The sequence below is a fragment of the Streptomyces sp. NPDC004667 genome, assembly GCF_040609475.1.
GTDB lineage: Bacteria > Actinomycetota > Actinomycetes > Streptomycetales > Streptomycetaceae > Streptomyces.
The window spans coordinates 1-26,666 of sequence record NZ_JBEXKC010000090.1; the positions used below are offsets into that span (position 1 = coordinate 1).

The window sequence follows — 26,666 nt, forward strand, 5'->3', positions numbered from 1 at the left end:
CACTCCCGCCGGGCCGGGCCGGGCCGCCGGGAGGCCCCGCGTCGGCTCCGGGCCGGGCACGGCCGCGGGTGGGCCCCGTGTGCTGTGGCGGGTGCGCGCCGACGGGGAAACCGGCCTCGTCGACCTGGGCCACCATCCGCTGGACTCGCTGCGCGACCTCCTCGCGCCGCTCGGGGTGCCCGCCGGGGTCAGCCCCGTGGTGGCGGCGCCGGCGGCGCTGGCCGGGGCCCGCCGGCTCGCGGCCCTCGCCCTGCGCAGCGCCCCGGCGGAGGCCGGCCCCGGAGCCGTCCTGCTGGACGAACGGCTCCCGGCGGCCCTGGTGGCGGGCGACCCGGAACTCGCCGGCCGGCTGCGCGAGGTGGTGCTGGGCCCCGTGCTGGCGCTGCCCCCGCAGGACGCGCGGATGCTGCTGGACACCCTGGGCACCTGGCTGGCCTGCCGGGGCTCGACGACGCACGCCGCCCAGCTCCTCTACTGCCACCGCAACACCGTCTCCAACCGGCTGCGCCGCCTGGAGCAGCTCACCGGCCGCGCCCTCACCGACCCGGCCCACGTGGTCGAACTGGCCCTGGCCCACTCCGCGGTGGCCCAGCGGCCCGCTACCCCCGCGGCGCCCCCGCCTCCCGCTCCTCCCGGGGCCCCGGGTGGCGCGCCGACTCCAGCAGGTACGGCACGTCGATCACCGCGACCCCGGGGGTGAACAGCAGCCGCGCCTTGAGCCGCAGCGCGTTCTGGTTGTGCAGGGGCTGCTCCCACCAGTGGCCGACGACGTATTCGGGGATGACCACCGACAGCACGTCGGTGGTCTCGGCGGCCGCCTGCTCCTCCACGTACGCCATCACCGGTGCGACCACTTCGCGGTAGGGCGAGTGCAGGATCTTGAGCGCGATCCCCGGGTCGTGCTCCGCCCAGGCCTCGCGCAGCCGCTGCGCGTCCTCCTCGTCGGCGGCGACGGACAGGGCGGTCAGGGTGTCGGGCCGCAGCCCCTCGGCGTAGCCGAGGGCCTTGAGCGTGGGGGCGTGCACCGAGGCGACGAGGACGACGACGTGGTGGCGGGCCGGTTTGCGGGGCTTGATCCCGGGGGCGACGGTGACCTGGCGGGCGACGACGTCGTAGTGGCGGCGGACGCCCTTCATGCCGATGAAGAGCGCGGGCATGGCGATGACGACCAGCCAGGCGCCGTGCGTGAACTTGGTGATGAGGACGATGACCAGGACGACGGCGGTCATGCACGCGCCGACGGCGTTGATGGCGAGGCGGCGGTGGATGTGCACCCGGTCGGCGCGGGGCGTGGCCGCCGAGGCGAGTGCGCGCCGCCAGTGCCGGACCATGCCGGCCTGGGAGAGGGTGAAGGAGACGAAGACGCCGATGATGTAGAGCTGGATGAGACGGGTCAGTTCGGCGTCGAAGGCGACGATCAGGGCGACGGCGGCGAGGGCGAGCAGCACGACGCCGTTGGAGTAGACGAGCCGGTCGCCGCGGTTGTAGAGCTGGCGCGGGGCGTAGCGGTCCTTGGCGAGGATCGAGGCGAGCATCGGGAAGCCGTTGAAGGCGGTGTTCGCGGCGAGGATCAGCACGCCGGCGGTGACGGCCTGGAGCAGGTAGAAGAGGAAGTGCCAGTCCGCGAAGGTGGCGCGGCCGATCTGGGCGAGCGCGGTGGACATCGGGGTGCCGGGGGGCAGTCCGAGTTCGGTGGGGTCGGCCGCGACGTGCACCTGGTAGGTCATGGCGAGGACGGTGATGCCGGAGAACATCGTCACGGACAGCACGCCCATGGCGGCGAGGGTGGTGGCCGCGTTCCTGGCCTTGGGCTTCTCGAAGGCGGGGACGCCGTTGCTGATGGCCTCGACGCCGGTGAGGGCGGTGCAGCCGGAGGCGAAGGCACGCATGGCCAGGAGGACCACGGCGAAGCCGGTGTAGGTGCCGACGGCGTGGATCGGCAGGTGGGCCGACTCGGCCCGGATGCTTTCGCCGGTCCCGAGGCGGACGGCGGCGACGGCGAACATCACGTAGACGACCAGCACGAAACCGTACGTCGGGATGGCGAAGACGCGGCCCGACTCCCTCACTCCGCGCAGGTTCATCAGGGTCAGCAGCACCACGAAGGCGACGGACAGGACGACTTCGTGGTCGCTGAGGGAGGGGATCGCGGAGGTGATGGCGTCGACCCCGGAGACCACGGACACGGCGACGGTCATCACGTAGTCGACGAGCAGGGCGCTGGCGGCGGTGAGGGCGGCGGTCGGCCCGAGGTTCTCGGAGCTGACGATGTACGCGCCTCCGCCGCCGGGGTAGGCGTGGCAGGTCTGCCGGTAGGAGGCGATGACGACCACCAGCAGGAAGACGATGGCGGCGGCCGCGTACCAGGTGAGGTGGAGCAGCGCGACCCCGCCGAGGGCGAGGATCAGCAGGATCTCCTCGGTGGCGTAGGCCACGGAGGAGAGCGGGTCGCTGCAGAAGATCGGCAGCGCGAGCCGCTTGGGCAGCAGGGTCTCACCCAGGCGCGCGGTGTCGAGGGGCTGACCGACCAGCACGCGTTTCAGATTGATACGCCTCATTCCGGCATGATCGTCCATCGGTGCCCCGTTTGACGGGAAGCGACCCGTTCGTCCGGCCGCCGCCGGGCCCCGGCCGGGCCCGCGTCGGGCCTCCGTCCGGCCCAGTGGCGATCTTGAAGGGCTGCTGCGATGGTGATCACGTCGGTCGCCCGCGCGCCACGCGTTCGGACGGCCGCCCGAACGAAGGAGGACGGCCATGCAGGCATCCGTCTATCTGGCCTACGACTACCCCGTACTGGGCGCGTTCTGGACGGTGATGTGGATCTTCCTCTGGGTCCTGTGGCTGGTCCTGCTCTTCCGCATCATCGTGGACCTCTTCCGCGACCACGAGATGAACGGCTGGCTGAAGGCCCTCTGGCTGCTGTTCCTGATCCTGATCCCGTTCCTGGGCGTCCTCGTCTACGTGATCGCCCGCGGCAAGAACATGGGCAGGCGCGAGATCACGCACGCGCAGGAACAGCAGGAGGCCTTCAACAGCTACATCCGCGAGACCGCGGGCACCTCTGGCAAGAGCACGGCGGACGAGCTGGCCAGACTCTCCGAACTGAGGACCAAGGGCGACCTGACCGAGGCCGAGTTCCAGCAGGCCAAGCAGAAGCTGCTCGCCTGATCCCCGGGCGGCGCGGCGGGGGCCGGACCCATCGGGGTCCGGCCCCCGCCCACGGCCTCACGTCCGGGCAGCCTCACGTCCGGGCGGCCTCACATGCGGGCGGCCGCGCTGCGGATGGCCTCGCGGATGCGGAAGTAGGTACCGCAGCGGCAGATGTTGGCGATGGCGTCGATGTCCTCGTCCGTCGGCTCGCTCGTCCGCCGGAGCAGCGCCACCGCTGCCATGATCTGGCCCGGCTGGCAGAAACCGCACTGGGCCACGTCCTGCTCCAGCCAGGCCTCCTGCACCGGGTGCAGCACGTCCCCGTCCGCCAGGCCCTCGATGGTGGTGACCCGCCTGCCGGCACAGGCGGAGACGGGCACCACGCACGGGCGGACGTCCGTGCCGTCGAGGTGGCTGGTGCAGGCCTTGCAGACGTCCACCCCGCAGCCGTACTTGGGGCCGGTGACGCCCAGCATGTCGCGGAGCACCCACAGGAGGGGCAGGTCGTCGGGCGCGTCGACGGTGACGCTGCGCCCGTTGACGGTGAAGGTGTGCGAGGGCACGGCGTGCTCCAGTCGGTCAGCGCGGGTAGGGGGTGAAGTCGACGTCGAAGTCGAGGGGGAAACTGCGCGGCTTGGAACCGGTGGCGCGGGCCCAGGCGTTGGCGATGGCGCCGACTGCGGCCGGCACCCCGAGCTCGCCCGCGCCGCCCGGGTCGGTCCCCGTCGCCGGGAGCACGAAGACCCGTACGTCCAGCGGGGTGTCGCGCTGCTTCGCCCAGTGGAACTGGCTGTAACTGCCCTCCAGCGGGAGCCCCTTGTCCAGGTGCAGCCCGGCCCGCAGCGTGGTGGAGATCGCGTCGGTGAGGCCGCCGATCATCTGCGCCTCCAGGCCGCTCGGGTTGACGGGCAGGCCCACGTCCACCGCGATCACCGCCCGGGTGACGCGCACGTGCTCCGGATCCCGGGTGTCGATCTCCACCAGGCAGGCGGTGCGGGACTTGTACTCCTCGTGGAAGGCGATGCCCTGGGCGCAGCCGGCCGGCAGCGCGCGCCCCCACTCCCCCTCGGCGGCCACCTTGTCCAGCACCGCGCGCTGGGCGTCGGTCTTCAGGAAGGTGCGGCGGAAGCGGTACGGGTCCTTGCCCGTGGCGGCGGCCAGCTCGTCGACCACGATCTCCTCCGCGCCCCGGGTGTTGGCCGAGTAGACCGAACGCCAGGACCCGGTGGGGATGCCGGTGGGCACCTCGCTCAGCGCCTGGGTGGTGAGCCCGAAGTGGTACGGGGACTTCACCGTGGTCAGGAACAGGGTCTGCGCCAGGGTGGCGTTGCCGATGCCCGAGGGCAGGCTCGCGGCGGTGGCGGTGATGATCTCGCCGAGCCCGTGCCGGAAGTCGGTCTCCGCGGCGGCGACCCGGTGCTCGAAGCTGAGCACCTCGCCCAGCAGGTGGGTGGCGCGGATCCGGTGGTGGGTCGCGGGGCGCATCCGGCCGTGCCGGGTGTCGTCGACGCGGGTCCACATCAGCTTCACCGGGCGGCGGCAGGCCTTGGAGATCCGGGCGGCCTCCAGGGCCGCGTCGAAGAAGAGCCGCCGGCCGAAGGAGCCGCCGGCCTGGACCACGTGCACCTTCACCTTGGCCGGCGGCAGCCCGAGATCGGCGGCGATGGTCTCCCGCGCCACGATCGGGGACTTGAGCCCGGACCAGACCTCGGCCCGGTCGTCCCGTACGTCGGCGACGGCGCAGTTGGTCTCCATCGGTGCATGGCTGACGAAGGCGAAGTCGAACTCGGCGTCCACGTACGGGGTGAGCAGCGGCGGCACCAGCAGCGGAGGGAGCGCGGCCCGGAGCCTGGCGCGGATCTGCGCGTCCGAGAGCTGGTCGGCGGGTCCGGGGCCCCAGACGACCTGGAGGGCGGCCTTCGCGTCCAGGGCCTGTCCGAAGGTCTCGGCGACGACGGCGACCCCGGTCGGGACGGTGACCACGTGCAGGACCCCGGGCATGGCCCGGACGGCGTCGAGGTTGGACACGCCGCGCACACCGCCGCCGAGGGTGGGCGGACGGCGCACCACGCAGGGCTTGGCACCGGGCACGTCGAGGTCGAGGGTGTACTTCTGGGCGCCGGTGACCATGGCCCGGGCGTCGATGCGGCGGGTGGGGGTGCCGACGAGGGCGTGCCGCGCGGCGGGTTTCGGGGAGGCCCCGAGGACGATCAGGCCGGGGGCCGCAGCCTCCGCGGAAAGGCTGCCGTAGGCGGCGGTGCGGCCGTCGGGGGCCCGTACGACGCCGTTCGCGGTGGTCAGCCGGGAGGCGGGGAGGTTCCAGCGGACGGCCGCCGCCGCGACGAGGCGGGCGCGGGCGGTGGCGGCGCACTGGCGGACCGGGCCGTACAGGGAGCGGATCGAGTTCGAGGAGCCGGTGAGCTGGTTGAACAGCAGCTCGGGGCGTGCGTCGTCGAGCTCCACCCGGACCGAGTCCAGGGGCGCGTCGAGTTCCTCGGCGACCAGCATGGCCACGGCGGTGGTCAGGCCCTGGCCGACCTCCTCGCGCGGCAGCCGGAAGCGGATCGTGCCGTCCGCCTCCACCGCGAGCGCCAGCAGGGCGGAGGTCGGGGCGCCGGCCAGGATGAACAGGTCGCCGAGGTCGACCAGGTCGGCGATGGCGGGCAGGGTCGGGACCACGGCGTGCGCGGGCTGCGGGGCGAGCACGTCGGCGCCGGCCCGGGTGACCAGCGCGAGGGTCGGCGCCGCGACGAGGTAGGTCAGGAAGGAGCGCCGGCTGCTCCCGGAACCGTCCCCCCGCCCGCCGACGGCGGCACCCCGCCCACCGGCGGCGGACGCGGACGCGGATCCGGTCACCCTGGTCTGTTCGGTCATCTGGTCGTGTCCCCGCCCTGCCCCGGCCCACCGCTCGGACCACCACCGGCTCATTACCGACACGTAGAGTAGCGATCACCGAACGGGGTGGGAAGCGCGGGGCCGGAGTGACCCCAGTGGCCACGAACCGCGCACCGAGCGCCCCGGGTTCGACCCTCACGGGAGCCGCGATCCCCCTTTCGGGGGATCCCCCGGAGGGGGCCGATCACGGGCTCGTCCGAGGGGCTCCGCGGTGCGAACGCCTCGCCCGTACGCTCGACGGACGCCGCACCGAGCGCCCCTTTCCGGCCGCCCGGCGCGCGGCCCCGCGCCGGGCGGGCGGAGGGACCGGCCGGTTCCTCCCGGCAGGCCGGGGCCCGCCCCGGGTGACCGGATTCGTTCGTACGCGCGCCGGGAGACCGGAAGGCCCGCGGCATATGTCGGGAGCAAGGCCTGTACGGATGTTGCCAAACGCCTTACGGCCCGTCGTGGGCTGTGCCACAGTCGTAGCCGGTCCTTCTCCAGGACCTGGCCGTGACGCGTTCTCATCGCCGCGCCTGCATCGGAGTGCCCATGCCGTCCCACCTGTACGCGGACCGCCCCGCGCAGCCGCCCGAGCCGGGACCGGTGGACGCCCTGATCTCCCGGACCCGTCGGCTGCGGGGCGACGTGGACGCGGTGCGCCGCGACACCGTCGTGGACGAGGACGACCCGCAGGGCCGCTGGCAGCGCGCGCTCTGCGACCTGGCCGTGCACCAGCTCGACGACCTCGGCGAGCACCTCGGCCGGCTCAGGGAGGGGCTGCCGCCCGCCCCGGAGCCCTCCGGACTCCCCCCGGTGGCGCCCGGCACCACCGCCGAGGACCGGCAGACCCGGATCGGCAGCGCCGAGTGGAACCTGCTGACGGACGAGGTCACCTGGTCCGAGGAGCTCTTCCAGATCTTCGGCCGCCCGCCCGAGGCCGGTCCGCTGCCCCTCGACGAGCTGGGCTCCACCCTCTTCTCCGAGGACCAGCCCCTGCTGACCGCGATGGTCACGGACTGCCTGGTCGACGGGAAGCCGATCGACGGCGAGTTCCGCATCGTCCGGGCCGACGGCCGCGTCCGGACGCTGCACATGAGGGGCGAGCCGGTACTCGACTCCGACGGCTGCACGGCCACGATGTGGGCCGTGCTCCGCGACGTGAGTGAACTGCGCCGGAGCCAGCGGGCGGTGCGCGAGTCACAGGACTCGCTCCAGCGCCGGCAGGAGATCGCGCGGACCGAGCACCGGCTGGCGGTCGAACTGCAGGAAGCCGTGCTCCCCCCGTGGCGCGGCTCCCTGCGGTTCCCGCACGACGGCGCCGCCGCCGTGGACGTGGCCGCGCACTACCTGCCCTCCACGACCGGCTCGCCGAACGGCGGCGACTGGTACGACGCCCTCGAACTGCCCGACGGCCGCTCCCTGCTGACGGTCGGCGAGCTGACCGGGCACGGGGTGAGCGCCACGTCCGGCATGGCCATGATGCTCGGCGCCCTGCGCGGGATGGCCATCGCCGGGATCGAACCGGGCCCGCTGATGGGCTGGCTCAACCAACTGCTGGAGGCCTCCGTACAGCCCGCCCTGGGCTCGGCCGTCTGCTGCAGCTACGACCCCGCCCGCCGGGTGCTCACCTGGGCCCAGGCCGGGCACCCCGCGCCGCTGCTGTTCCGGTGCGGCCGGGGCAGGGCACTGCGGCCGCCGGAGGGCGTACTGCTGGGCGCGACCGCGGGGGCCGCGTACGGGCAGGCCGAGGAGCGGCTCGAACCGGGCGACGTGCTCGTCCTGCACACGGACGGACTGACGCCGCACGGCGTCGAGTTCGGCCGGACGGACTGCGCGGAACGCCTGCTGGCGCTCGCGCCGCGGTTCCCGGAGGCGCGTTCGGCGCGGGACTGCGTACGGCTGGTGACGGAGGAGTTCGGCGAGGGCGAGCGGGAGGACGACGCCTGCGTACTGGTCGCCCGGATCGGCGGCTAGGACACGCGCACCGGTACGCGGGACGTCGGCCGGCGGACCGCAGCCCCGCGACCGGTGGTTGGGGGCCGCGCCCCGGCGCGGCCCTTCGTCGTTCCCCTCCGCTTCCGCGTCCGTTCCCTTCCGCATGCGTTCCGTGGCACCCCTCCCCCCTACACCTCCGTCCCGCGGGCGACCCTCGGGGCGGGCGCGTCGGGCAGAGCCAGCTTGATCTCCTCGCGGAGGTCCTCGATACGGGCGTAGCCGGCGTACTGGCCGGTCAGCCGGTACATCTCGCGCAGCCGGTCCCAGGTGCGGTGCGAGCTGGTCTCGCTCATGGAGACCAGGGCCAGCCGGGCGTAGCGGTCGGCCTGTTCCGGGTCGTCGGCGATGAAGCAGGCCGAGGCCATGGAGATGTAGTCGAAGGTCTGGGAACGCTGGTAGCCGTCGCCGCGCAGCCGCAGTGCCTCCCGCGCGTGGCGCGCCGCCACCGGCGCCGCCGTGGCGTCGTGGTCGGCGAGCGTCCGGTACGCCAGGGCCTGCATCCCGTGCAGGTCCGCCTCGTCGAAGTGCTGCATCCACGAGGGCGGCGGTACGTCGCCCTTGTCGGACACGAAGAGTTCCTCGGCCTCGCCCAGGGTGCGGCGCATGGCCTGGCCCTTGCCCATGGCGGCCTGTGCCCAGGCCTCGATGGTGTGCAGCATGGCGCGGGTGCGCGGGAGGGTCTGCTCGCCGGAGCCGGACTGGGCCAGCTTCATCAGGTCCAGGGCCTCGTTCGGTTTGCCCAGGTGGACCATCTGCCGGGCCGCCCGCGAGAGCGCCTCTCCGGCACGCGGGCGGTCGCCGCCCTCGCGGGCCGCGTGGGCGGCGATGACGAAGTACTTCTGCGCGGTGGGTTCGAGGCCGACGTCGTGCGACATCCAGCCCGCCAGCACCGCCAGGTTGGCCGCCACCCCCCACAGTCTGCGCTGGAGGTGGTCGGGGTGGTGGTAGGCGAGCATGCCGCCCACCTCGTTCAGCTGGCCGACGACGGCCTTGCGCTGGAGGCCGCCGCCCCGGGAGGCGTCCCAGGCGCGGAAGACCTCCACGGAGCGCTCCAGGGCCTCGATCTCCTGGGAGCCGATGGGGGCGGCCTCGTAGCGGTCGTAGCCCGCCGGGTCGGCCTGGTGGGGATCGCCGAAGCCCTGAGCGCGCTTGGCCGCGGCGGGGTCGGAGTGGAGCCAGTCGTACATGGCGTTGCTGAGGGCTGAGCCGGCGGTGAGCGCGGCGCCCGCGCCCATCAGGCCGCGTCGGTTGAGCATGAGGTCCATTCCCGTGAATTCGGTGAGGACCGCGGCTGTGCGTTCGGGCGCCCAGGGCACTCCGTCGGGGTTCTCCTTCGCCCCGTCCGGCTGCCGTTTGGTGGTGCGCCGCTGCCGTACGAACCCGAGGTCCTCGATGGTCACGACACGACCGAGCCGCTCGGTGAACAGTGCTGCCAGTACCGTGGGCACCGGTTCGCGCGGGGTCTCCCCCATGTCGATCCAGCGCCGCACCCGCGAGGTGTCGGTGGCCAGTTGGTGGTGGCCCATGGCCGCCGCCTGCCGGTTGACCATCCTCGCCAGTTCGCCCTTGGACCAGCCGGCCAGGCCGAACAGGTCGTTCAGACGGGTGTTTGGACCTTTGCTCACGTCAAGCCCCCAGGTTCTCGGCTGAGTTGACAGTAGCCCCCTGTCAGATCCCCGTGGACTATTCGCCAGGGTTCGCCAGGGCACGCCCCGTGGTTCGCCAGGGACCGCCGGGTGTCAGGTAGGAATGCGCCTCCCCGACCCGGTTCACCGGCGGAACTCCCCAGGGTGAAGTACGGGATCCGGCGGGGCGGCGTACGCAACTCGTCGGCGCACGAAGGGAACCGTAAACGCCATGTACGCAGCAACGTCCTCCGTGTCCGCCCCGGTCCGTCCGCACCGCACCCTCCAGGCAGGGGGCGGCCCGTACCTCGAACCCGGCCGCGCACCGGTCCCGGCGCAGGGCGCCGGCGCCGTACGGGCGCGGCGGATGCCGGGTACCGGCTCGCAGCCGCTCAGCGGAAGAATCGACCTGTCGGGGCCGCAGGGAGCGCAGTTGCGCACCGCCCTCGCCTCGGTGCAGCGGATCTGTCCGGAGTTCGCACCGGTACAGGTCCTGCGGCGCAGCGGCCGGTCGGTCCTGCTGGTGGGAACGACCGGGCGGATGACCGCCGTGGCGAAGGTCTTACTGGACCATTCGCCCGAGTGGCGTGAGCGGTACCGGCACGAAATAGCGACGTACCGGACCTTCGTCCGGCACCGTCCGCCGGTACGCGTGCCCCGGCTGATCGCGGCCGATCCGGAGAACTGCGTACTGGTCGTGGAGCGCATGGCGGGCCGGGTCGCGGCGCTCCAGCGGCACCCGGTGGAGGCCCCGCCCCGGACGGACCTGCGGGCCGCCCTCGGAGCGGTGTGCCGGGTGAACCAGTGGCGGCCGCCGACCGATCTGTTCGGGCACCCGGTGGACTACGCGCGGCGGATCAGCCGGGACCACGAGCTCGGGCTGCTGCCCGACCGGGACTTCGGCGACCTGCAGAAGCTGCTGCACGGCCTGCGGCCGGCGGGGATCCCGTGGCAGTTCAACCACGGCGACGCGCTGCTGTCGAACCTGCTGCTCTCCCCGGCGGGCCCGGTGCTCCTGGACTGGGAGCACGCGGGCTGGTACCTGCCCGGTTACGACCTGGCCACGCTGTGGGCGGTGCTGGGCGACGCCCCGGCGGCGCGCGGCCAGATCAGCCGGCTCGCCCAGTCGGCCGGTCCCGCCTTCCGGGACGCCTTCCTGGTCAACCTGATGCTGGTGCTGACCCGGGAGATCCGGATGACCGAGACGGCGGTGCAGCGGTCGATGACGGCCACCGCACCGACGCAGCCGCTGCCCGCGGGGGCCCTGTCCTCGGGGGAGGAACAGCGCCTGCTGCTGCGCCGCCTGCACGACGACGCGGGGATGGCGCGCAGGGCGGTCAGGGCCGCGGTCGGCACGCGCTGATCCCCGCCCCCCATGACGCGAAGTCCCGTGGCTCCCACCGCCACGGGACTTCGCTCGTGTGCGTACGCCGCGCGGCGGATCCGCCTTCCCCCGCACGGGCGAGGCGGATCGCTCCGCCGGGGGATCCAGGGGCCCGGGGGCGGCTGCGATCTTCGGAGGGCACCCCTGAAGACGCCCGCAGCCCCGGAGGACGCCTTGCCCGTACGGATGATCGACGCCCCGCCGTCGGGCGGGCGCCTGCGCGCCGCCTGGAGGACCGCGCACGCCCCGGTGCCCGGGGTCGCGCGGTGGGCCCGGGCCGCCGCGTACGCCGTCCCGTTCACCGTGCTGCCGTCCGGGATCTGGCGGCTCGGCCTGCTCTTCGCCGACGATCCCGAGGGGATCCGGGGGAACCTGCCGGGGTGGATCCCGATGCGGGTGTACGTGGTCGCCCTGACGGTCTTCACGGAGCTCCTGGCCTTCACCGCGGTCGGCCTGGTCGCCGGGTGGGGCGAGCGGGTCCCGCGCCGGCTGCCGGTCCTGGGAGGGCGGCGGATACCGGTGGCCGCCGCCGGGATCCCCGCCGCTCTCGGGGCCCTCGCGCTGACCGTCCTGTGGGGCTTCGTCGCGTGGAGCCAGGTGGCCGGGACCACCGTCACGGGAGAGCCGCTGCCCGATGACTGGCCTGGCGAGGCGGGGGGTTTCGCCACCGTGTGGTTCTACGCCTGCTACGCGCCGCTGGTGTTGTGGGGCCCGCTGCTCGGCGTCGCCACGGTCGGGTACTGGATGCGGCGGCGCCGGATGCCTTGACATCCCATGATCCCCCGAACAGGTTTCTGACTCAGCATCAGACATGCTGGAGCCATCCTTCCTCCCTCCCGCCGGAGCCCGCCCATGTCCGCAAGTGCTTCACGCACCTCCCCCGCCGACCTCCCCTCCAGGCGTACCGTCCTGGCCGGGACCGGGGCCGGGGTGCTCGCCGCCACCGTGCTCCCGTCCGCCGTCGCGCGGGCGGCCGACGGCCCGCCGCTCGGCGAGTACGACGTCGTCGTGGTCGGGTCCGGGGCCTCCGGGATGACCGCCGCGCTCACCGCCGCCGGGCGCGGGCTGAGCGTCCTGGTGGTGGAGAAGGCCCCCACCTTCGGCGGGTCGGCCGCCCGCTCGGGTGCCGGGATCTGGCTGCCCAACAACTCGGTGATCCTGGGCGCCGGGGTCCCGGACACCCCGCAGAAGGCGGCGACGTACCTCTCGGCCGTCGTCGGGCCCGACGTTCCGGCCGACCGCCAGGCGGCGTTCCTGGCGAACGGGCCCCGGATGCTGGACTTCGTGATGGCGAACAGCCCGCTGAGGTTCCGCTTCATGGACGGCTACAGCGACTACTACCCGAACCTGCCGGGCGGGCTGCCGGGCGGCCGGTCCATCGAGCCGGACCAGATCGACGGGAACGTCCTGGGGGCGGAGCTGGCGCACCTGAACCCGGCGTACATGCCCGTGCCCGCCGGGATGGTGGTGTTCAGCCAGGACTACAAGTGGCTGAACCTCGCGGCGGTCAGCGCGAAGGGGCTCGCGGTGTCGACGGAGTGCCTGGCGCGCGGCACCAGGGCCGCGCTGCGCGGGGAGAAGCCGCTGACCATGGGGCAGGCCCTGGCCGCAGGGCTGCGGGCCGGGCTGCTGCGGGCGGGGGTGCCGGTGTGGCTGAACAGCCCGCTGGTGGACCTGGTGCGGGAGGGGCCGGACGGTGCCGTGACCGGGGTCGTGGTGGAGAAGGAGGGCGTACGGGGTGTCGTACGGGCGCGCAAGGGGGTGGTCGTCGGCTCGGGCGGCTTCGAGCACAACGCGCAGATGCGGGCGCAGTACCAGCAGCAGCCGATCGGCACCGAGTGGTCGGTGGGCGCGAAGGAGAACACGGGCGACGGGATCCTGGCCGGGCAACGGGCGGGCGCCGCGCTGGCCCTGATGGAGGACGCCTGGTGGGGTCCGTCGATCCCGCTGCCCGGGGAGCCGTACTTCTGCCTGGCGGAGCGGACCCTGCCGGGCGGCCTGATCGTGAACCGGGCGGGGACGCGCTTCGTCAACGAGGCCGCTCCGTACAGCGACGTGGTGCACGTGATGTACGAGAAGGACCGGACGGGGGCGGGTTCCCACATCCCGGCGTGGCTGATCGTGGACCAGAACTACCGCAACCGGTACCTGTTCAAGGACATCCTGCCGACGCTCCCCTTCCCCGACTCCTGGTACGAGGCGGGCGCGGCGAAGAAGGCCTGGACCTGGGACGCCCTGGCGGGTCAGATCGGGGTGCCGGCGGCCGCGCTGCGGGCGACGCTGAACCGCTTCAACGCCCAGGCGTGGAACGGCACCGACCCTGATCAGCACCGGGGCGACACGGCGTACGACCACTACTACACGGACCCGGCGGTGCAGCCGAACTCGTGCCTGGCCCCGCTCTGGCTGCCGCCGTTCTACGCCTTCAAGATCGTGCCGGGGGACCTGGGCACGAAGGGCGGGATCGTCACCGACGCCCGCGCCCGGGCGCTGCGGCCGGACGGCTCCGTGATCCGGGGCCTGTGGGCGGCGGGCAACGCGAGCGCGGCGGTGATGGGCCACAGCTACGCGGGGGCCGGATCGACGATCGGGCCGGCGATGACCTTCGGCTACGTGGCGGCGAACGACATCGCGGACGCCTGACCGGACCGGTGGAGCGGCCGGCACCGGCGGGGCCGGCCCGGGAGGGCCCGCCCCGTCACGGAGGGGACCGCCGGCCTAGCCCTGCTGGAAGAGCTCTGCGGGCAGCGGCTTGAGCAGCGCGTAGAGGTCGTCGGTGATGGGGCGGTCCCAGCTCGCGATGGTCACGAGGACGTTGTCGCTGCGGTCGAACTGGACGCAGGAGATCCGGCCCTCGGAGAGCTTGACCTTCCGGACGATGAGGAGGTTGTCACCCTGCATGACGGGGCAGTCCTCGGAGCCGGTGACCTCGACCTCCTCGTCGTTCTCCAGGGCGGCGAGGAGCTGGGCCACCTCGAAGGGGACCTGGCCCTCGGCGAGGTCCCGGGCCGGGGATCCCTCGGGGAGGTTGCCGATGATCATCGCGGGGCCGCGTCCGCCGAACAGGTCGTAGCGGAGGAAGACGCCCTGGCAGCTGCCGTCGGGAGCGGGCAGCAGCCCGGCCCCGAGGTTGCCCGGCCAGTCCCCCGGGTCCATGGCCAGGACGTCGAAGTCCGGGCCGGCGGGAGTGGCGGCGCGGTGGCGGCGGAGGAAGGACATGCCGCCATGGTACGTGGCCTCGGCGCTTTTCCGGCCCCGGGGGCCCTCGTCCGGGCGAAGGGTCCGCGAAGGGCCGCCGGTGGGCCCGCGACGGGCCTGCGACGGATCCGCCACGCGTCCGCCGCGGGTCCGGGACGGGTCCGCGACGGATCCGCCACGCGTCCGCGACGGGGCCGCGGCGGGCCTCCCGGACGCCGCCCGCGCCGGCCCGGAGATCGCGGACCTGCACGTATGGACCGTCCGACCGCTGTACTCCTTACCGGCCGGACGGACGGGGGCGGGTCGCCGCGTCGGACCGCGAAGCACGCTCCCTTTCCCGCCACAGTCCCGCTCACTGGCTGTATCTTGCTGTCCGTCCCCACCACCGGTCCGGCCGTCCTCCGTGCGACGACGCGACGACGACCAGTCCGGCGCTGAGGATCTTGTGACCGGGGGGACACGGCGTCCCTCCGTGATGAGTGCAGACGGATCTGCCCTTCGGACGTATGGGAGCACAGACAGATGGCGGAGTCTGTCCTGTCCCTCGCCACGACGCTCGCCCGTATACGGGCGCTCGCCAAGGAGAGGCAACTGGACCTCGACGAGATCCTGGACGCGCGTGCCCTCGCGGCACGCACCGGCGTACCCGCCGAGGTGACGGCCGCGCTGCTGCGGGGCGAGGAATGCACGGATCCCACGCCCGAGGAGGCCGGGGAAACGGTCCACCGGCGCGCGGCCTTCCTGTACGCCACCTCCCGGGACGCCAACGGCCGCCCCTACTCCGTCGCGGACATCGCGGCGGCCATCGGCGCACCCCCGGGGTGGGTCGACCACCTGGTGTCGGGCGGGCCCCTGCCGCACCTGAGGCACTGCGAGGAGTTCGCGGCCTTCTTCGGCCGCGAGCCCGCCTTCCTGACGGACACCCCGGCGCAGGCCCTGGACAGGGCCCTGCAGCCCGCGGTCCGCTCCCTCGACAACGGACCGGGCGATCTGCTGGCCGAACTCACGGACCACTACGGTCTGGTCTCCATCTCCACCCGGGGCAGAACGCTCAGCCGTACCCAGGAGACACTGCTCCTTGGCATGATCACCTCGATGCTGTCCGCCGAGGAGGTCCGGTGAACGTCTCTCGCTCCATGCGCAAGCTCTGCACCGCGCTCACCTCGTCGCTCGACCTGGAGGCGCCGGTCGAGCCGCAGACGCTCTTCCGCGCCCTGTGCGACGCCATGAGCCGCACCCGGGGCGGGCGCCCGATCGTGCTGCGCTTCGAGCGCTTCCCCACCGAACTGACCACCTCGGGACTGTGGCTGAACATGGAGGAGTACGACATCGTCGTGGTGGAGAAGTACACGACCCCCGACCACCAACTGGTCATCCTCGGACACGAGCTGTGGCACATGAAGGCCGGGCACTGCACCGAGCACGGACGCGGGGCGGCCGCCGCCGCCCGCTCCCTGCCGGATGCCTCGGACCTGACGTACGCCAGCGTCGCGGCGCGCTCCCACTACGAGGACGTCCAGGAGATCGAGGCCGAGAGCTTCGGCCTGATGCTCGGCGACCGGTGCCGGCCCTGGCTGGTGGGCGGCGACGCCCCCGGCGCGGTGCGCAGGAACGATGTCGCCGGGCGCATCGGCAACGCGCTCGGCTACCGCGGACCGATCGGTTGACGGTGAACTCCGACAAGTACTACATCCCCTACCTCATCCCGGCCGCGATCCTCACCCTGGCGTTCGCGATCCGGCTGCCCGTGATGATGAGGTTCTGGCGCATCGATCCCAACGTGCGTTCCGTGGGCGGCCTGCTGCTGCTGGCCTCCGCCGTCTTCTACTGCGGCCGCCCCAAGACGCTGGAGGCGATGAACCGCGGGACGGGCGTCGCGAACATCGCGGCGCCGGTCCTGTACACGCTGCTCACGCTGTTCTGCGCCTCCTGCCTGGTGATGATCATCCACTGGCGGGGCGGCGATCCGCGGCGCGTGCGGCGCACCAGCTGGACGATCGGGATCGTCTACTCGGCCGTCGTCGCCGGGCTGTGGATCACCTTCGCGTTCGCCGACGTACCCGTCGAACGCCTGCGCGACCTGGACACGTACTACGCCAACACCCCCTGGATGCGCGAGCACATCCTGCTCTACCTGGGGGCCCACACCATCGCCTGCGCGATCACCTCGGTGGTCACCTGGTCCTGGCTGCGCCAGGTCTCGGGCTGGCTGCGCGCGGGCCTGGTGCTCCTGGTCATCGGCTTCATCCTGAACCTCTGCTACGACACGGTGAAGCTGATCGCGGTGTTCGCCCGCTGGAGCGGCAACGACCTGGACTGGCTCAGCACCTACGTCGCCCCGCCCATCGCCGCCGTGTGCGCGCTGTTCATAGCGGTGGGCTTCATCCTGCCCCACGCGGGCGAGGCCCTGCAGCGGATCGGGACCGACTACTACCACTTCCGCTGCCTGGTGCCGTTCGTGAAGGAGCTGGAGCCGCTCGACACCAATTCGCTGCGGCTGCCCCGGCGCTCCCCCATCAGCCGGCGCCTCGTCCAGCGCAGGACCCAGATCAGCGACGGACTGCTGCGCCTCCAGCCGTACATGGAACCCGAGGTCCGGGAGCGGGCCCTCGCCGAGGCGCTGGCCCGCAGGGAGACCCCGGCCCAGGCGGCGGCCACCGCCGACGCGGTCGCCGTGGTCGCCGCGCTGCGCCGGATGCGGGGCGGCGCCGAAGCCGAGGACGCGGCCGAGGCGGGCCAGAGCAAGGCCCCGGACCTGGTCGCGGTCTCCAGGGCGCTGCGCCGGTCCCCCGTCGTCACCTCCTTCCGCGCCCGGTCCGGGCCGGCAGACCATCCAGAGAGCGTGGGTTCATGAGCAGCACCGCACCGTCGTCACCGGGTCCGCGCACCGCGGTGGTCATCGGCGGCAGCCTCGCCGGGATGCTGACGGCCGCCGCGCTCGCGGAGTTCGCCGACGTGGTCGTCGTGGAACGGGACGCGCTGCCCGACGGTCCCCTGCCGCGCCGGGCGCTGCCGCAGGCCCACCACGCCCACCTGCTGTGGTCCGGCGGGGCGACGGCCATCGACAGCCTGCTGCCGGGCACCATCGGCCGGCTCATGGACGACGGCGCCCACCGGATAGCGCTGCCGACGAACATGGTGGGCCTCTCCCCGGCCGGCTGGTTCCGCCGCTGGGCCGAGGCCTCCCACTACGTGGTCGTGGCCGGCCGCGACCTCCTCGACTGGCACGTCCGCCGGGCCGTGGGGGCCCTGGCCCGGGTCAGCGTCGCCGACCGTACGGAGGTGCTGGGCCTGGAGGGTGACGCCCGCCGGGTCACGGGGGTCCGGGTGCGCGAACGGGACGGTGCGGAGCGGGTCGTCACGGCCGACCTGGTGATCGACGCCTCCGGGCGGTCCTCGCGCGCCCCCGCCTGGCTGACCGGGTTCGGCATGGCGGCACCCTCGGTGCGGACCGTCGACCCCGGTCTCGTCTACGCCAGCCGGATCTTCCGGGCCCCCGAGGACCTCGGGAACGCCTTCCCCGTCATCGTGAACGTGCAGGCCGATCCGCGCGAACCCGGTCCGGGCCGCTCGGCGACCCTGGTGCCGATCGAGGGGGACCGCTGGCTCGTCACCCTGTCGGGGACGCGGGGCGGCGAACCCACCTCGGATCCGGAGGCGTTCGAGCGCTTCGCGCGGGAGCTGCGCCACCCGGTCGTCGGCGAGCTGATCAGCGGGACGGAGCCGCTGACCGACGTGGTCGTCACGCGGACGACCGTCAACCGCAGGCACCACTACGAGAAGTCCGCGCTGCCGGAGGGTTTCGCCGTCATCGGGGACGCCGTCGCCGCCTACAACCCGGTGTACGGGCACGGCATGTCGGTGGCCGCGCAGAGCGCGCTGGCCCTGCGGGCCGTGATCGCCCGCCACGGCTGGTCCGCCGACGGGCTCGGCGCCCGCCTGCAGAAGGCCGTCGCCGGGCCGGTGGGCGCCGCGTGGGCGCTGTCCACCGGCAACGACGTCTTCTACCCGGGTGCCACCGAGGGCGGTCCGACGCGGGCCGAGAAGGTGGCCGCCGCGTACGTGCGGCGGCTGCTGCACACGAGCACCGGCAACGGGCGGGTGGCGCGCGCCGTCACCGACGTGATGACCCTGGAGCGGCCCGCGGCCCGGCTGTTCACCCCGCCGGTGCTGCTGGCCGCCGTACTGGGCCCGCGCCGGGCGCAGCTGACCGGGCCGCCGCTGGCGGAGGCCGAGCTGGCGGCGGCCCGGGCACTGCGCGGGTGAGCGGAGGCGCGTCTCCGCGGGTGGGGCGAGTCCCCGCGGGTGGGGCGCGCCTCCGCGTCAGACCGGCGGGACGAGGGTGAACCAGCGCGGGAGCAGCGCGGGATCCCCCGTGACGCGGGGTTCCCGGGCGGGCCTGCGCTGCCAGAGGTGGAGCAGCAGGTCCGAGGCGGTGGCGGCGAGCTCGACGTGCGCGGGGCCGTCGTCGCCGGGCTCCAGGCGGACCTCGTCGCCCCGGAATTCCACCGTCCAGGTCTCGGGGCCGTCGGTGCGGCGGAAGCGGTAGCGCTCCCCGTTCCCGGCGGGGGCCGGCTTCCAGCCGCGCCGGGCGGGGGCCATCACCTCGAAGGTCTGGCTCACGGCGTCGGCCGCCAGGTCCGGGTCGAAGGGGGCCGGTTCCCCGGTGACGTCCTCGGCGTCCCAGCGGTGGACGGCCTGTTCGATGGTCTGCATCCGCAGCCAGAAGCCGCTGGTCCGCTCCGCCGACCAGCTCCACACCGGGACGTCGGGCCCGAGCCCGCCCAGTACCTCCGCCAGGCCGTGGGCGGCCTGCGCCGACCAGTCGAGCAGTTCCCCGGGCACGGGGCCCAGGGTCGGGGTCCGGTCGGGCAGCGGCCAGGCGGCGCGGACGGCCGGGTCGGCGGGGAGCGCGTAGAGGGACGGGTCGGTGTAATCGGGCGGGGTGGTGAGCCGCTCGCGCAGGACGTGGGTGAGGAGCCGTTGGACGCTGCCGAGGTGTCCGACGAGGTCGGCGACCGACCAGCCGGGGCACGCGGGGACGAGGGGCGGCCGGCCGCCCGCACCGGCCGCGCGCCGCACGGCCCGGTCGAAGGCGGCCGCTTCGGCCAGGAAGAACCCGATTCGGGTGGAGTGATCCATGGGGCCACCGTGCCCGGCGGCGGGCCCCGCGGCCCCGGCTTGAGCCACGGGCGAACGCCTGCGGCTCAGTGTGCGCTACGGGCGAACGCCGCGAGGGCGTCGGACAGGCCGTTCAGGTCGGTGCCGAGCTTGCGGCAGACGGCGGACAGTTCGGGACCCGGCGTCGGGACGCCCCGTACGGCGTCCTCGGCGGCGCGCAGTTCCTCCGGGGTCGGTTCGTCCTCCCAGGAGGAACCGCAGGGCAGGGCGCCTCCGAGGGCGAGCAGGTGTTCGGCGGTGCTCGCCGCGAGGGCGTCGGCGCCGCACTCGCGGCTGGTGATCAGTGCCCGGGTGAGCAGTTCCCGGTCCCCGCGTTCGATGCCCAGGGCGGCCAGGGCGCGGGCGAGTTCGTATCCGGCGGGCGAGCGCGACAGCAGGGCGACGGCCTCCTCCAGGAGGGCCGCCCGCTCCCCCGGGGCGTCCGCCACCTCCGCGCGGACGCGCAGGGCCTGGCCGATGGCGGAGGGGGCGCCGAAGGCCCGGGCACGGCCGAGGGCCTCGGCGGCGAGGGCGCGGGCCGCGGCGGGGTCCTCGGGGGCGAGGGCGCGGGCGAGGTGGAGCTGCCAGGGGCACCAGGCCGGGTTCTGGATGCCGCGCGGGGTCAGCCGGCGGCCGACCTCTTCGAGCGCGGCGATCGCCGCCTTCGTCTCGCCCCGGGCCAGCAGCAGTTCGGCGTGGACGGTCTGCGAGTCGGGGAAGACGACGGCGGCGGGGAAGGGCTCTCCGTACCCGTGCTCGCGCGCGAGCTCCCAGGCCTCGTCCACCCGGCCCCGGGCCACCAGGGTGGTCAGGAGGATGGCGATGGCGTACCAGTGCACCGGCGTACGGCGGCCCACGCGTTCGGCGAGGCGCAGGCCGGCGCGGGCCAGTTCCTCGGCCTCGGCGAGCTGTCCGCGCCGGTAGCGGATGTAGGCGCGCAGCCCGTGGGCGAAGGAGAGGTGGGCCCCGCGCCAGCCCTGCCGTTCGAACTCGGCGGTGCCCGCGGCGAAGAGCTCCTCGGCGCGGCCCGGCCGGTCGGCGTACATGTGGACCATCGCGGTCAGTACCGGGACCTCGAAGCCGCGGTCCGCGTACGCCCAGCTGAAGGGTTCCCCGAGGACCCGGCGCGCGTGGTGCAGGACCGTCTCGACGCTCTCGCCGCGCAGGCAGGCGTCCCAGGCGCGCAGGCCGATGACGTACCGCTCGGTGAGGTCGCGGCCGCCGAGGCGGTCGGCCAGTTTGGCGAGCCGGCGCGAGCGGGCCGGGGAGTCGGCTTCGGCGGCGTCGAAGGCGTCCCACATGAACTGCTCGGACTGCAGGCGCAGCCGGGCGCGGGCGTCCGGGGTGTGGGGGATCTCGCGGGCGAGGAGTGCGGAGGCCTCGGAGAGGTGGTCGCTGTGGGCGAGGACCTGGGCGAGCCGGATCACGATGCCCTGGCGCAGGGCCGGGTCGTCGAAGGGTTCGGCGAGGGCGGCCCGCAGGTGGTTGACGGTGTTGGCGGGTTCGGTGAGCAGGGAGGCGCAGCCGAGTTCGTAGAGCACGGCTGCGCGTTCGTCGAAGTCCGGGGGTTCCTGGAGGGCGCGGTCGAGCTGGCGGCGGGCGGCCTCGGGGGCGCCGGCGCGCAGGTTCTCGGCGGCGGCCTCGCGCAGGGTGCGCACGACCCAGGGGTCGTTCTCGGGCTGGGTCTCCAGCAGGTGGCGGGCGGCGGCGGAGGGGCCGAGTCCGGCGTCGACGACGGCGGCCGCGGCCTTGCCGTGGAGGGCGACGCGCAGGGCGTCGGGGATGGCCCGGTAGATGCCGGTGGCGAGCAGCGGGTGGACGAACTCCAGCGGGGGGTCGCCCTCGGGGTCCGCGTCCTCGGCGGGGGCGGACAGGATGCGGGCGTCGCGCAGCCGGTTGGTGGCGTCGGCGGCCTCCTCGGCTCCGAGGCCGGCGACGCGTGCGGCGATCCGCTGCGGGATGGCGGTGCCGAGGACGGCGCAGGCCCAGGCGAAGCGGACGGTGGAGGGCCCGAGGCCGTGCAGGCGGGCGACGAGTCCGCTGCCGCGCTGGGCCGCGGCGAGGTCGCGCAGCAGGGGGGCGCTGGCCGAGGTGGGTTCGAGGCCCTTGGCGCGGACCCTGGCGGTGAGTTCCACGGCCTCGAAGGGGTTTCCGGTGGTGACGGCCCAGGCCTCGCGGCAGAAGGACTCCTCCGCGTGTGCCCCGACCGTCTCGCGGACCAGGGTGGAGACGGCGGCCGCGCTGAGCGGGGCGAGGCTCAGCGGGCGGCGGCCCGCCCGGCCGGGCAGGCCGCGGAAGACCTCGGCGTGGGCGGGCAGTTCGTCGGGGCGGTAGGCGACGACGAGGAGCAGGCCGAGGTGTTCGGCGCGCGGGGCGAAGGCGGCGAGCCAGCCGAGGGATTCGGGGTCGCCCCAGTGGGCGTCGTCGAGGACCAGGACGACGGGGGCGCTCTGGACGGCGAGCTGGGTGAGCACCCAGTCGAGCCCGTCGCGCAGGCCCTGGGGGTCGGGCGGGGCGCCCTGCCCGGGGGCGCAGAGGCCGAGGGCGGGGCCGACGATCGGGTACCAGCCGCCGAGGGCGGCGCGCAGGGAGGCTTCGGAGCGGCCGGCCAGGCGGGGCTGGATGAGCTGGCGGGCGACGTGGAAGGGCTGGCTCTGTTCCTGTTCGCCGCCGCGGGCGGCGAGGAGGGTGCAGGAGCGGGCGAGGGCGCTGCGGCGCACTTCAGCGAGGAGGGTGGTCTTGCCGAGGCCGGCGGGGCCGGAGAGGGCGAGCAGTCCGCCGCCGGCGTCGGGTCCCGATCCGGTGAGCCGGTCGAGGGCCTCGTCGACGGCGACGAGTTCCGTTTCGCGTTCGAAGAGCGTGTGCCGCGTGCGGGCGTGACGATCCGTCATGGCTGGAACCCCCCTGGCCGGTTCGGGGCCTCAGCGTACGCCCGCGGGCGCGCGGAGGGGGTCCTACGGCCGGGAAAGATCGATTTGTTTTACGGATTTCCCTATTCCGCCGACCGCGCGGCCAGTTCCTCCAGTACGGAGACGGCTTCGGCGGCCCGGTCGGCGGCCACGAACAGGTGGTCGTGGTGGTATCCGGCGATCACGTTGCAGCTGAGTCCGTGCTCGGCCAGTGCGGCGGCGAAGGCTCCGGTGAGGCCCACGGCGTCGAGGGCGGAGTGGACGCGCAGGGTGATCCAGCCCGCGGTGTACGTGTAGGCGAGTCCGGCCGCGTCGGCCTCGTCCTGGTGCAGGACCAGGGTCATCCCCTCGGCCTCGCAAACGGTGGCGACGGGCGCGAGCCCGGCGGGTACCGCCGCGGTGTCCGGGAGGGTGCAGATCACGTACCGGCCCTCGTTCAGCTCCGGGCGCATGCCGCTCAGCAGTTTCCGGAGGTCCCTCTCTGCGCTCATGGGCACACCCTAGGCCGTCTCTTCCGGATCTTGCCTGGCCCGCGCCGCCCGGACGGGAGCGGTCCGACGGCTCCGCCCGGCGCGCGGCACACCGGCCGCGCGCCGGGGGGCGTTCCGTCAGGTCGGGCCGAACTTCCCGCCCCGCGCGCCCAGGACGAACTTGCGCCATCCGTCCGGCGCGAAGACCAGCGGAGGGCCGTCGGGGCGCCCGCCGCTGCGCATCGCGACGAACCCCTCCACGAAGGCGATCTGGACGTCGCCCACCCCCCGGCTGCCCGACCGCCAGTCCGCCCCGCTGAGATCGAGCTCGGGCTTTCCCCACACCGTGTTGCCGTTCGCCACGTGCGTGCTCCTCCCGGTACGTCGTCCGGGGGCCCAGGGTAGCCATCAGGGCGGCCGCCGCACAGGCCCCGCCGGGCCGGCGGTGACCGGCCCGGCGCCGCCGCCCTGCCCGGTGGCCCTCAGGACGCCGGGAGTTCGGCCCCGACCAGCCACATCGCGAAGAACTGCGCTCCGCCGCCGTAGGCGTGCCCGAGGGCCCGGCGGGCTCCGGGGACCTGGTGTTCCCCCGCCAGCCCCCGTACCTGGAGGGCGGCCTCCGCGAAGCGGATCATGCCGGAGGCGCCGATCGGGTTGGTGGACAGCACTCCGCCGGAGGGGTTCACGGGGAGGTCGCCGTCGAGTTCGGTGACGCCGGCCTCGGTCATCTTCCAGCCCTCGCCCTCCTGCGCGAAGCCCAGGTTCTCCAGCCACATGGGCTCGTACCAGGAGAAGGGGACGTACATCTCGACGGCGTCGATCTCCCGGCGCGGGTCGGTGATCCCGGCCTGCCGGTAGACGTCGGCGGCGCAGTCCTTGCCCGCCTGCGGGGAGACGAAGTCCTTGCCCGCGAACAGGGTCGGCTCGCTGCGCATCGCCCCGCCGTGCACCCAGGCGGGCGGCTTCGGCGAGCGCGCCGCACCGGCCCGGTCGGTGAGGACCATGGCGCAGGCCCCGTCCGAGGAGGGGCAGGTCTCGGAGTAGCGGATCGGGTCCCACAGCATCGGGGACGCCTGGACCTTCTCCAGGGTGATGTCGTGCTCGTGCAGGTGCGCGTACGGGTTCTTCAGGGCGTTGCGCCGGTCCTTGTACGCCACCAGCGAGCCCACCGCGTCGGGGGCGCCGGTGCGCCGCATGTACGCGCGCACGTGCGGTGCGAAGAAGCCCCCGGCGCCGGCTAGCAGCGGCTGCTGGAAGGGGACGGGCAGGGAGAGCCCCCACATGGCGTTGGACTCCGACTGCTTCTCGAAGGCGAGGGTCAGCACGGTCCGGTGGACGCGGGCCGCGACCAGGTTGGCCGCGACCAGTGCGGTGGACCCGCCGACGGATCCCGCCGTGTGGACGCGGAGCATCGGCTTGCCGACCGCGCCGAGGGCGTCGGCCAGGTACAGCTCCGGCATCATCACGCCCTCGAAGAAGTCGGGGGCCTTGCCGATGACGACGGCGTCGACGTCCGCCCAGGTCAGCTCGGCGTCGGCGAGGGCGCGGGCGGCGGCCTCGCGGACGAGGCCGGCGAGGGAGACGTCGTGCCGGGCGGCTACGTGCTTGGTCTGGCCGACACCGACGACGGCCACGGGCTCCTTGCCGGACGCGTTCATGCCCGATCCCCTTCCAGGACGGCGACCAGGTTCTGCTGGAGGCAGGGGCCGGAGGTGGCGTGGGCGACGGCCCGGTCGGACGCGCCGCGGTGGATGCGGGCGGCGGCCTCGCCGATGCGGATCAGGCCCGCCGCCATGACGGGGTTGGCCGCGAGGGCCCCGCCGGAGGGGTTGACGGCCACCCCGTCGATGTCGCCGGGGCCGAGACCGAGCGCCTTGCGGAGCACGACCTCCTGGGAGGAGAACGGCGCGTGCAGTTCCGCCGTGTCCACGGGCGCCTCGAAGAACCCGGCGCGCTCGGCGGCGAGCCGGGTGGACGGGGAGTCGGTCAGGTCCCGCAGCCCCGGGCCGTGGGCCTCGATGCGGTGGTCGATGCCGGTGATCCAGGCGGGCCGTTCGCACAGCCGGCGGGCCGTGTCCCCGGCCGCGAGGACGACCGCGGCGACCCCGTCACCGATCGGCGGGCAGTCTCCGGTGCGCAGCGGTGCCACCTGGTACTCGCCCTGCGGGACGGCCCCGCGCAGCTGGGCGTGCGGGTTGTCCTCGGCGGCGGCCCTGCTCCGGGCGGCGACGGCGGCGAGCGCGGCCTCGTCGGTCTCGCCCGCGTCGATCAGCGCCCGGGCCTGGAGGGCGGCGAGGGCCACCGAGTCGGGCCAGAGGGGGGCGAGGTAGTAGGGGTCGAGCTGGCGGGTGAGGACGTCGCGGACGGATCCCGGGGAGGACTTCCCGTAGGAGTAGACGAGCGCGGTGTCGGCCTCGCCGGTCTGGATCTTGACCCAGGCCTCGTACAGCGCCCAGGCGCCGTCCATCTCGACGTGCGACTCGGAGATCGGCGGCCAGGCGCCGACCCCGTCGAGGGTCATGGTGAAGGAGAAGGCGCGGCCGGCGAGGTAGTCGCTGGAGCCCGAGCAGGTGAAGCCGATCTCTCCGGCCTTCAGTCCGGTGGCGGCCAGCACCTCGTGCAGGACCGGCATGACCATCTCGACTTCGCTGAGTTCGTCGGTGCGGCGCAGGTGGTCGCTCTGCGCGAAGGCGACGACGGCCACGTCGCGGGCGTACCTGCTCGTCCTGGGCATCAGATGAGCTCCTTGTACGCGTCGTAGTCCGCGTCCGGCTCGCCGGTGGGCCGGTAGTGGTCGGGGTAGCGTCCGCCGTCGGTCCACACCGGTTCGACGCGCAGGCCCATGCGGACCTGGTCGTACGGGATGCCGCCGATCCGGCCGTGCAGGGCGAGGTCGGCGCCGTCGAGGGCGATGTGGGCGTAGACGTAGGGGACTTCGATGTCCAGGTTCCTGGCCTTGATGTTGACGATGCAGTACGTGGTGACGGTGCCGGCGGGGCCGACCTCGACCCGGTCGGTGGTGGCGACCCCGCAGGTGGGGCAGGCCCCGCGCGGGGGGACGTACACCTTGTGGCAGGACGGGCAGCGCTCGCCGACGGTCCGCCGCTCGCCGAGGGCGTTGATGTAGGCGGTCTGGGCGCGGCCGGGGCTGTAGGTGTAGTCCAGGCGGGCCTCGGCGACGATGCCGGTGACCGGGTCGGCGAAGGCCCCGTCGTGGGGGGCGGCTCCGCCGGGTGCGCGGGCGGAGCCGCCCCCGCCCGCCTCCCCGGCGGCGTCTTCCTCCTCCGGCTCGAAGCAGGCGATGTCGGTGATGGCTCCGGTGCGGTCGGCGGCCCAGCGGATCCGTACCCGCATGCCGGTGCGGACGGCGTCGGGGCCGGGGGCGTCGAGGGCGTGCAGGATCGCGGTGTCGGCGCCGTCGAGGCGGACCAGCACCCAGGCGAAGGGGGTCGTGAGGGGCTGCTGGGGGCGGGGGTCGCCGTTCCAGGCCCAGGTGGTGACGGTGCCGGCGGGGGCGACCTCGACGAGTTCGCGGATCTCCTCGGCGGTGACGGGGTCGTACTCGACGGGCGGCACCATCACCCGCCCGTCGCCGGTCCGCACGCCGAGTACGACGCGCTCGCGCAGCCCGGTGAGGAAGGCGCTCTGCACGGGGCCGAGGGAACGGGTGAAGGGGAACTCGACGACGAGGGGCGCGCGGAGCACCTGGGGTGGGGACGCGGCGGTCATGGTGGGTCTCCGATTCTGGATGGGGGAAGGGCGGGACCGGTGCCTAGGTCGTCTCTTTCGGATCTTGCCGGTCAAGCCCGCGTCGTCCGGTGCCGTGCATCGGCGCCTTGGCGGGGCGCCGCCCCCCGGCAACAAGATAAGTGCCCCCCCACCCCCCCACCCGAGTGCT

The 26,666-nt window shown here is 74.0% G+C and carries 22 protein-coding genes; 10 read left to right on the forward strand and 12 right to left on the reverse strand.

Annotated features, from left to right (window positions below):
* Positions 1 to 700: helix-turn-helix domain-containing protein (locus ABZW32_RS32955; RefSeq protein ID WP_356223178.1), on the forward strand; the 700-nt coding region annotated here is incomplete at its 5' end.
* On the opposite strand, the gene ABZW32_RS32960 is transcribed toward ABZW32_RS32955, so the two are convergent.
* Entirely contained in the window at positions 600 to 2,558 is a 1,959-nt protein-coding gene (locus ABZW32_RS32960) for an APC family permease (RefSeq protein WP_356223180.1), read from the reverse strand. The two genes, ABZW32_RS32955 and ABZW32_RS32960, sit on opposite strands and share 101 nt — an antisense overlap.
* Positions 2,559 to 2,754: 196 nt before the next feature.
* Between ABZW32_RS32960 and ABZW32_RS32965 the strand changes: the two genes are divergently transcribed.
* On the forward strand, positions 2,755 to 3,168 hold the full coding sequence (locus ABZW32_RS32965) for an SHOCT domain-containing protein (protein ID WP_356223183.1): 414 nt from the start codon (positions 2,755 to 2,757) through the stop codon (positions 3,166 to 3,168).
* 89 nt (positions 3,169 to 3,257) lie between these two features.
* Here ABZW32_RS32965 and ABZW32_RS32970 read toward each other — a convergent pair whose 3' ends face one another.
* Positions 3,258 to 3,713 (reverse strand): 2Fe-2S iron-sulfur cluster-binding protein, encoded by a 456-nt coding sequence (locus ABZW32_RS32970; protein ID WP_280917034.1) that lies wholly within the window; start codon positions 3,711 to 3,713, stop codon positions 3,258 to 3,260.
* A gap of 16 nt (positions 3,714 to 3,729) precedes the next feature.
* The gene (locus tag ABZW32_RS32975) at positions 3,730 to 6,024 is read right to left on the reverse strand and encodes a molybdopterin cofactor-binding domain-containing protein (RefSeq protein WP_356223185.1); all 2,295 of its coding nucleotides are present in this window, start codon (positions 6,022 to 6,024) and stop codon (positions 3,730 to 3,732) included.
* Between the two features lie 552 nt (positions 6,025 to 6,576).
* Here ABZW32_RS32975 and ABZW32_RS32980 point away from each other — a divergent pair.
* Complete coding sequence (locus ABZW32_RS32980) at positions 6,577 to 8,001, forward strand: SpoIIE family protein phosphatase (RefSeq protein WP_356223187.1); 1,425 nt, start codon at positions 6,577 to 6,579, stop codon at positions 7,999 to 8,001.
* 149 nt (positions 8,002 to 8,150) lie between these two features.
* Here the strand turns inward: ABZW32_RS32980 and ABZW32_RS32985 are convergent, their stop codons facing one another.
* Entirely contained in the window at positions 8,151 to 9,647 is a 1,497-nt protein-coding gene (locus ABZW32_RS32985; RefSeq protein WP_356223190.1) for a hypothetical protein, read from the reverse strand.
* Positions 9,648 to 9,879: 232 nt separating this feature from the next.
* Between ABZW32_RS32985 and ABZW32_RS32990 the strand changes: the two genes are divergently transcribed.
* The 3 genes from ABZW32_RS32990 to kstD all read left to right on the forward strand — a co-directional run bounded on the left by ABZW32_RS32990 (position 9,880) and on the right by kstD (position 13,674).
* Positions 9,880 to 11,010: an aminoglycoside phosphotransferase family protein gene (locus ABZW32_RS32990; RefSeq protein WP_356223193.1), complete on the forward strand. Its 1,131-nt coding sequence runs from the start codon at positions 9,880 to 9,882 to the stop codon at positions 11,008 to 11,010.
* A gap of 195 nt (positions 11,011 to 11,205) precedes the next feature.
* Positions 11,206 to 11,799: a hypothetical protein gene (locus tag ABZW32_RS32995; RefSeq protein WP_356223195.1), complete on the forward strand. Its 594-nt coding sequence runs from the start codon at positions 11,206 to 11,208 to the stop codon at positions 11,797 to 11,799.
* 84 nt (positions 11,800 to 11,883) lie between these two features.
* Positions 11,884 to 13,674 (forward strand): 3-oxosteroid 1-dehydrogenase, encoded by a 1,791-nt coding sequence (gene kstD / locus ABZW32_RS33000; RefSeq protein WP_356223197.1) that lies wholly within the window; start codon positions 11,884 to 11,886, stop codon positions 13,672 to 13,674.
* Positions 13,675 to 13,749: 75 nt separating this feature from the next.
* Here kstD and ABZW32_RS33005 read toward each other — a convergent pair whose 3' ends face one another.
* Positions 13,750 to 14,250 carry a hypothetical protein gene (locus ABZW32_RS33005; protein ID WP_030231498.1) on the reverse strand — a complete coding sequence of 167 codons (501 nt, stop codon included), beginning with the start codon at positions 14,248 to 14,250 and terminating at the stop codon, positions 13,750 to 13,752.
* Between the two features lie 501 nt (positions 14,251 to 14,751).
* On the opposite strand from ABZW32_RS33005, the gene ABZW32_RS33010 reads away from it, so the two are divergent.
* The 4 genes from ABZW32_RS33010 to ABZW32_RS33025 are packed head-to-tail and all read left to right on the forward strand — an operon-like array spanning position 14,752 to position 18,495.
* On the forward strand, positions 14,752 to 15,351 hold the full coding sequence (locus tag ABZW32_RS33010; RefSeq protein WP_356223200.1) for a hypothetical protein: 600 nt from the start codon (positions 14,752 to 14,754) through the stop codon (positions 15,349 to 15,351).
* Between the two features lie 14 nt (positions 15,352 to 15,365).
* Positions 15,366 to 15,896 carry a toxin-antitoxin system, toxin component gene (locus ABZW32_RS33015; RefSeq protein WP_266841440.1) on the forward strand — a complete coding sequence of 177 codons (531 nt, stop codon included), beginning with the start codon at positions 15,366 to 15,368 and terminating at the stop codon, positions 15,894 to 15,896.
* A 2-nt stretch (positions 15,897 to 15,898) separates the two neighbouring features.
* On the forward strand, positions 15,899 to 17,083 hold the full coding sequence (locus tag ABZW32_RS33020; RefSeq protein WP_356223203.1) for an MAB_1171c family putative transporter: 1,185 nt from the start codon (positions 15,899 to 15,901) through the stop codon (positions 17,081 to 17,083).
* Positions 17,080 to 18,495 carry an FAD-dependent monooxygenase gene (locus ABZW32_RS33025; RefSeq protein WP_356223205.1) on the forward strand — a complete coding sequence of 472 codons (1,416 nt, stop codon included), beginning with the start codon at positions 17,080 to 17,082 and terminating at the stop codon, positions 18,493 to 18,495. The genes ABZW32_RS33020 and ABZW32_RS33025 overlap by 4 nt, the downstream gene beginning before the upstream one ends.
* Positions 18,496 to 18,552: 57 nt before the next feature.
* Here ABZW32_RS33025 and ABZW32_RS33030 read toward each other — a convergent pair whose 3' ends face one another.
* The 7 genes from ABZW32_RS33030 to ABZW32_RS33060 all read right to left on the reverse strand — a co-directional run bounded on the left by ABZW32_RS33030 (position 18,553) and on the right by ABZW32_RS33060 (position 26,497).
* Entirely contained in the window at positions 18,553 to 19,371 is an 819-nt protein-coding gene (locus ABZW32_RS33030; protein ID WP_356223207.1) for a maleylpyruvate isomerase family mycothiol-dependent enzyme, read from the reverse strand.
* A 65-nt stretch (positions 19,372 to 19,436) separates the two neighbouring features.
* Complete coding sequence (locus ABZW32_RS33035) at positions 19,437 to 22,280, reverse strand: AAA family ATPase (protein WP_356223209.1); 2,844 nt, start codon at positions 22,278 to 22,280, stop codon at positions 19,437 to 19,439.
* 101 nt (positions 22,281 to 22,381) lie between these two features.
* Positions 22,382 to 22,789 (reverse strand): ACT domain-containing protein, encoded by a 408-nt coding sequence (locus tag ABZW32_RS33040; RefSeq protein ID WP_356223212.1) that lies wholly within the window; start codon positions 22,787 to 22,789, stop codon positions 22,382 to 22,384.
* A gap of 117 nt (positions 22,790 to 22,906) precedes the next feature.
* Positions 22,907 to 23,131: a DUF397 domain-containing protein gene (locus ABZW32_RS33045; RefSeq protein WP_356223215.1), complete on the reverse strand. Its 225-nt coding sequence runs from the start codon at positions 23,129 to 23,131 to the stop codon at positions 22,907 to 22,909.
* Positions 23,132 to 23,250: 119 nt separating this feature from the next.
* Positions 23,251 to 24,426: a thiolase domain-containing protein gene (locus tag ABZW32_RS33050; protein ID WP_356223217.1), complete on the reverse strand. Its 1,176-nt coding sequence runs from the start codon at positions 24,424 to 24,426 to the stop codon at positions 23,251 to 23,253.
* Positions 24,423 to 25,502, reverse strand: coding sequence for a thiolase domain-containing protein (locus ABZW32_RS33055; RefSeq protein WP_356223220.1), 1,080 nt, complete (start codon positions 25,500 to 25,502; stop codon positions 24,423 to 24,425). The genes ABZW32_RS33050 and ABZW32_RS33055 overlap by 4 nt, the downstream gene beginning before the upstream one ends.
* A complete protein-coding gene (locus ABZW32_RS33060) occupies positions 25,502 to 26,497 on the reverse strand; it encodes an OB-fold domain-containing protein (RefSeq protein WP_356223223.1) in 996 nt (331 codons plus the stop codon). Before ABZW32_RS33060 ends, ABZW32_RS33055 begins: the two co-directional genes overlap by 1 nt.
* Positions 26,498 to 26,666 lie beyond the last annotated feature (169 nt).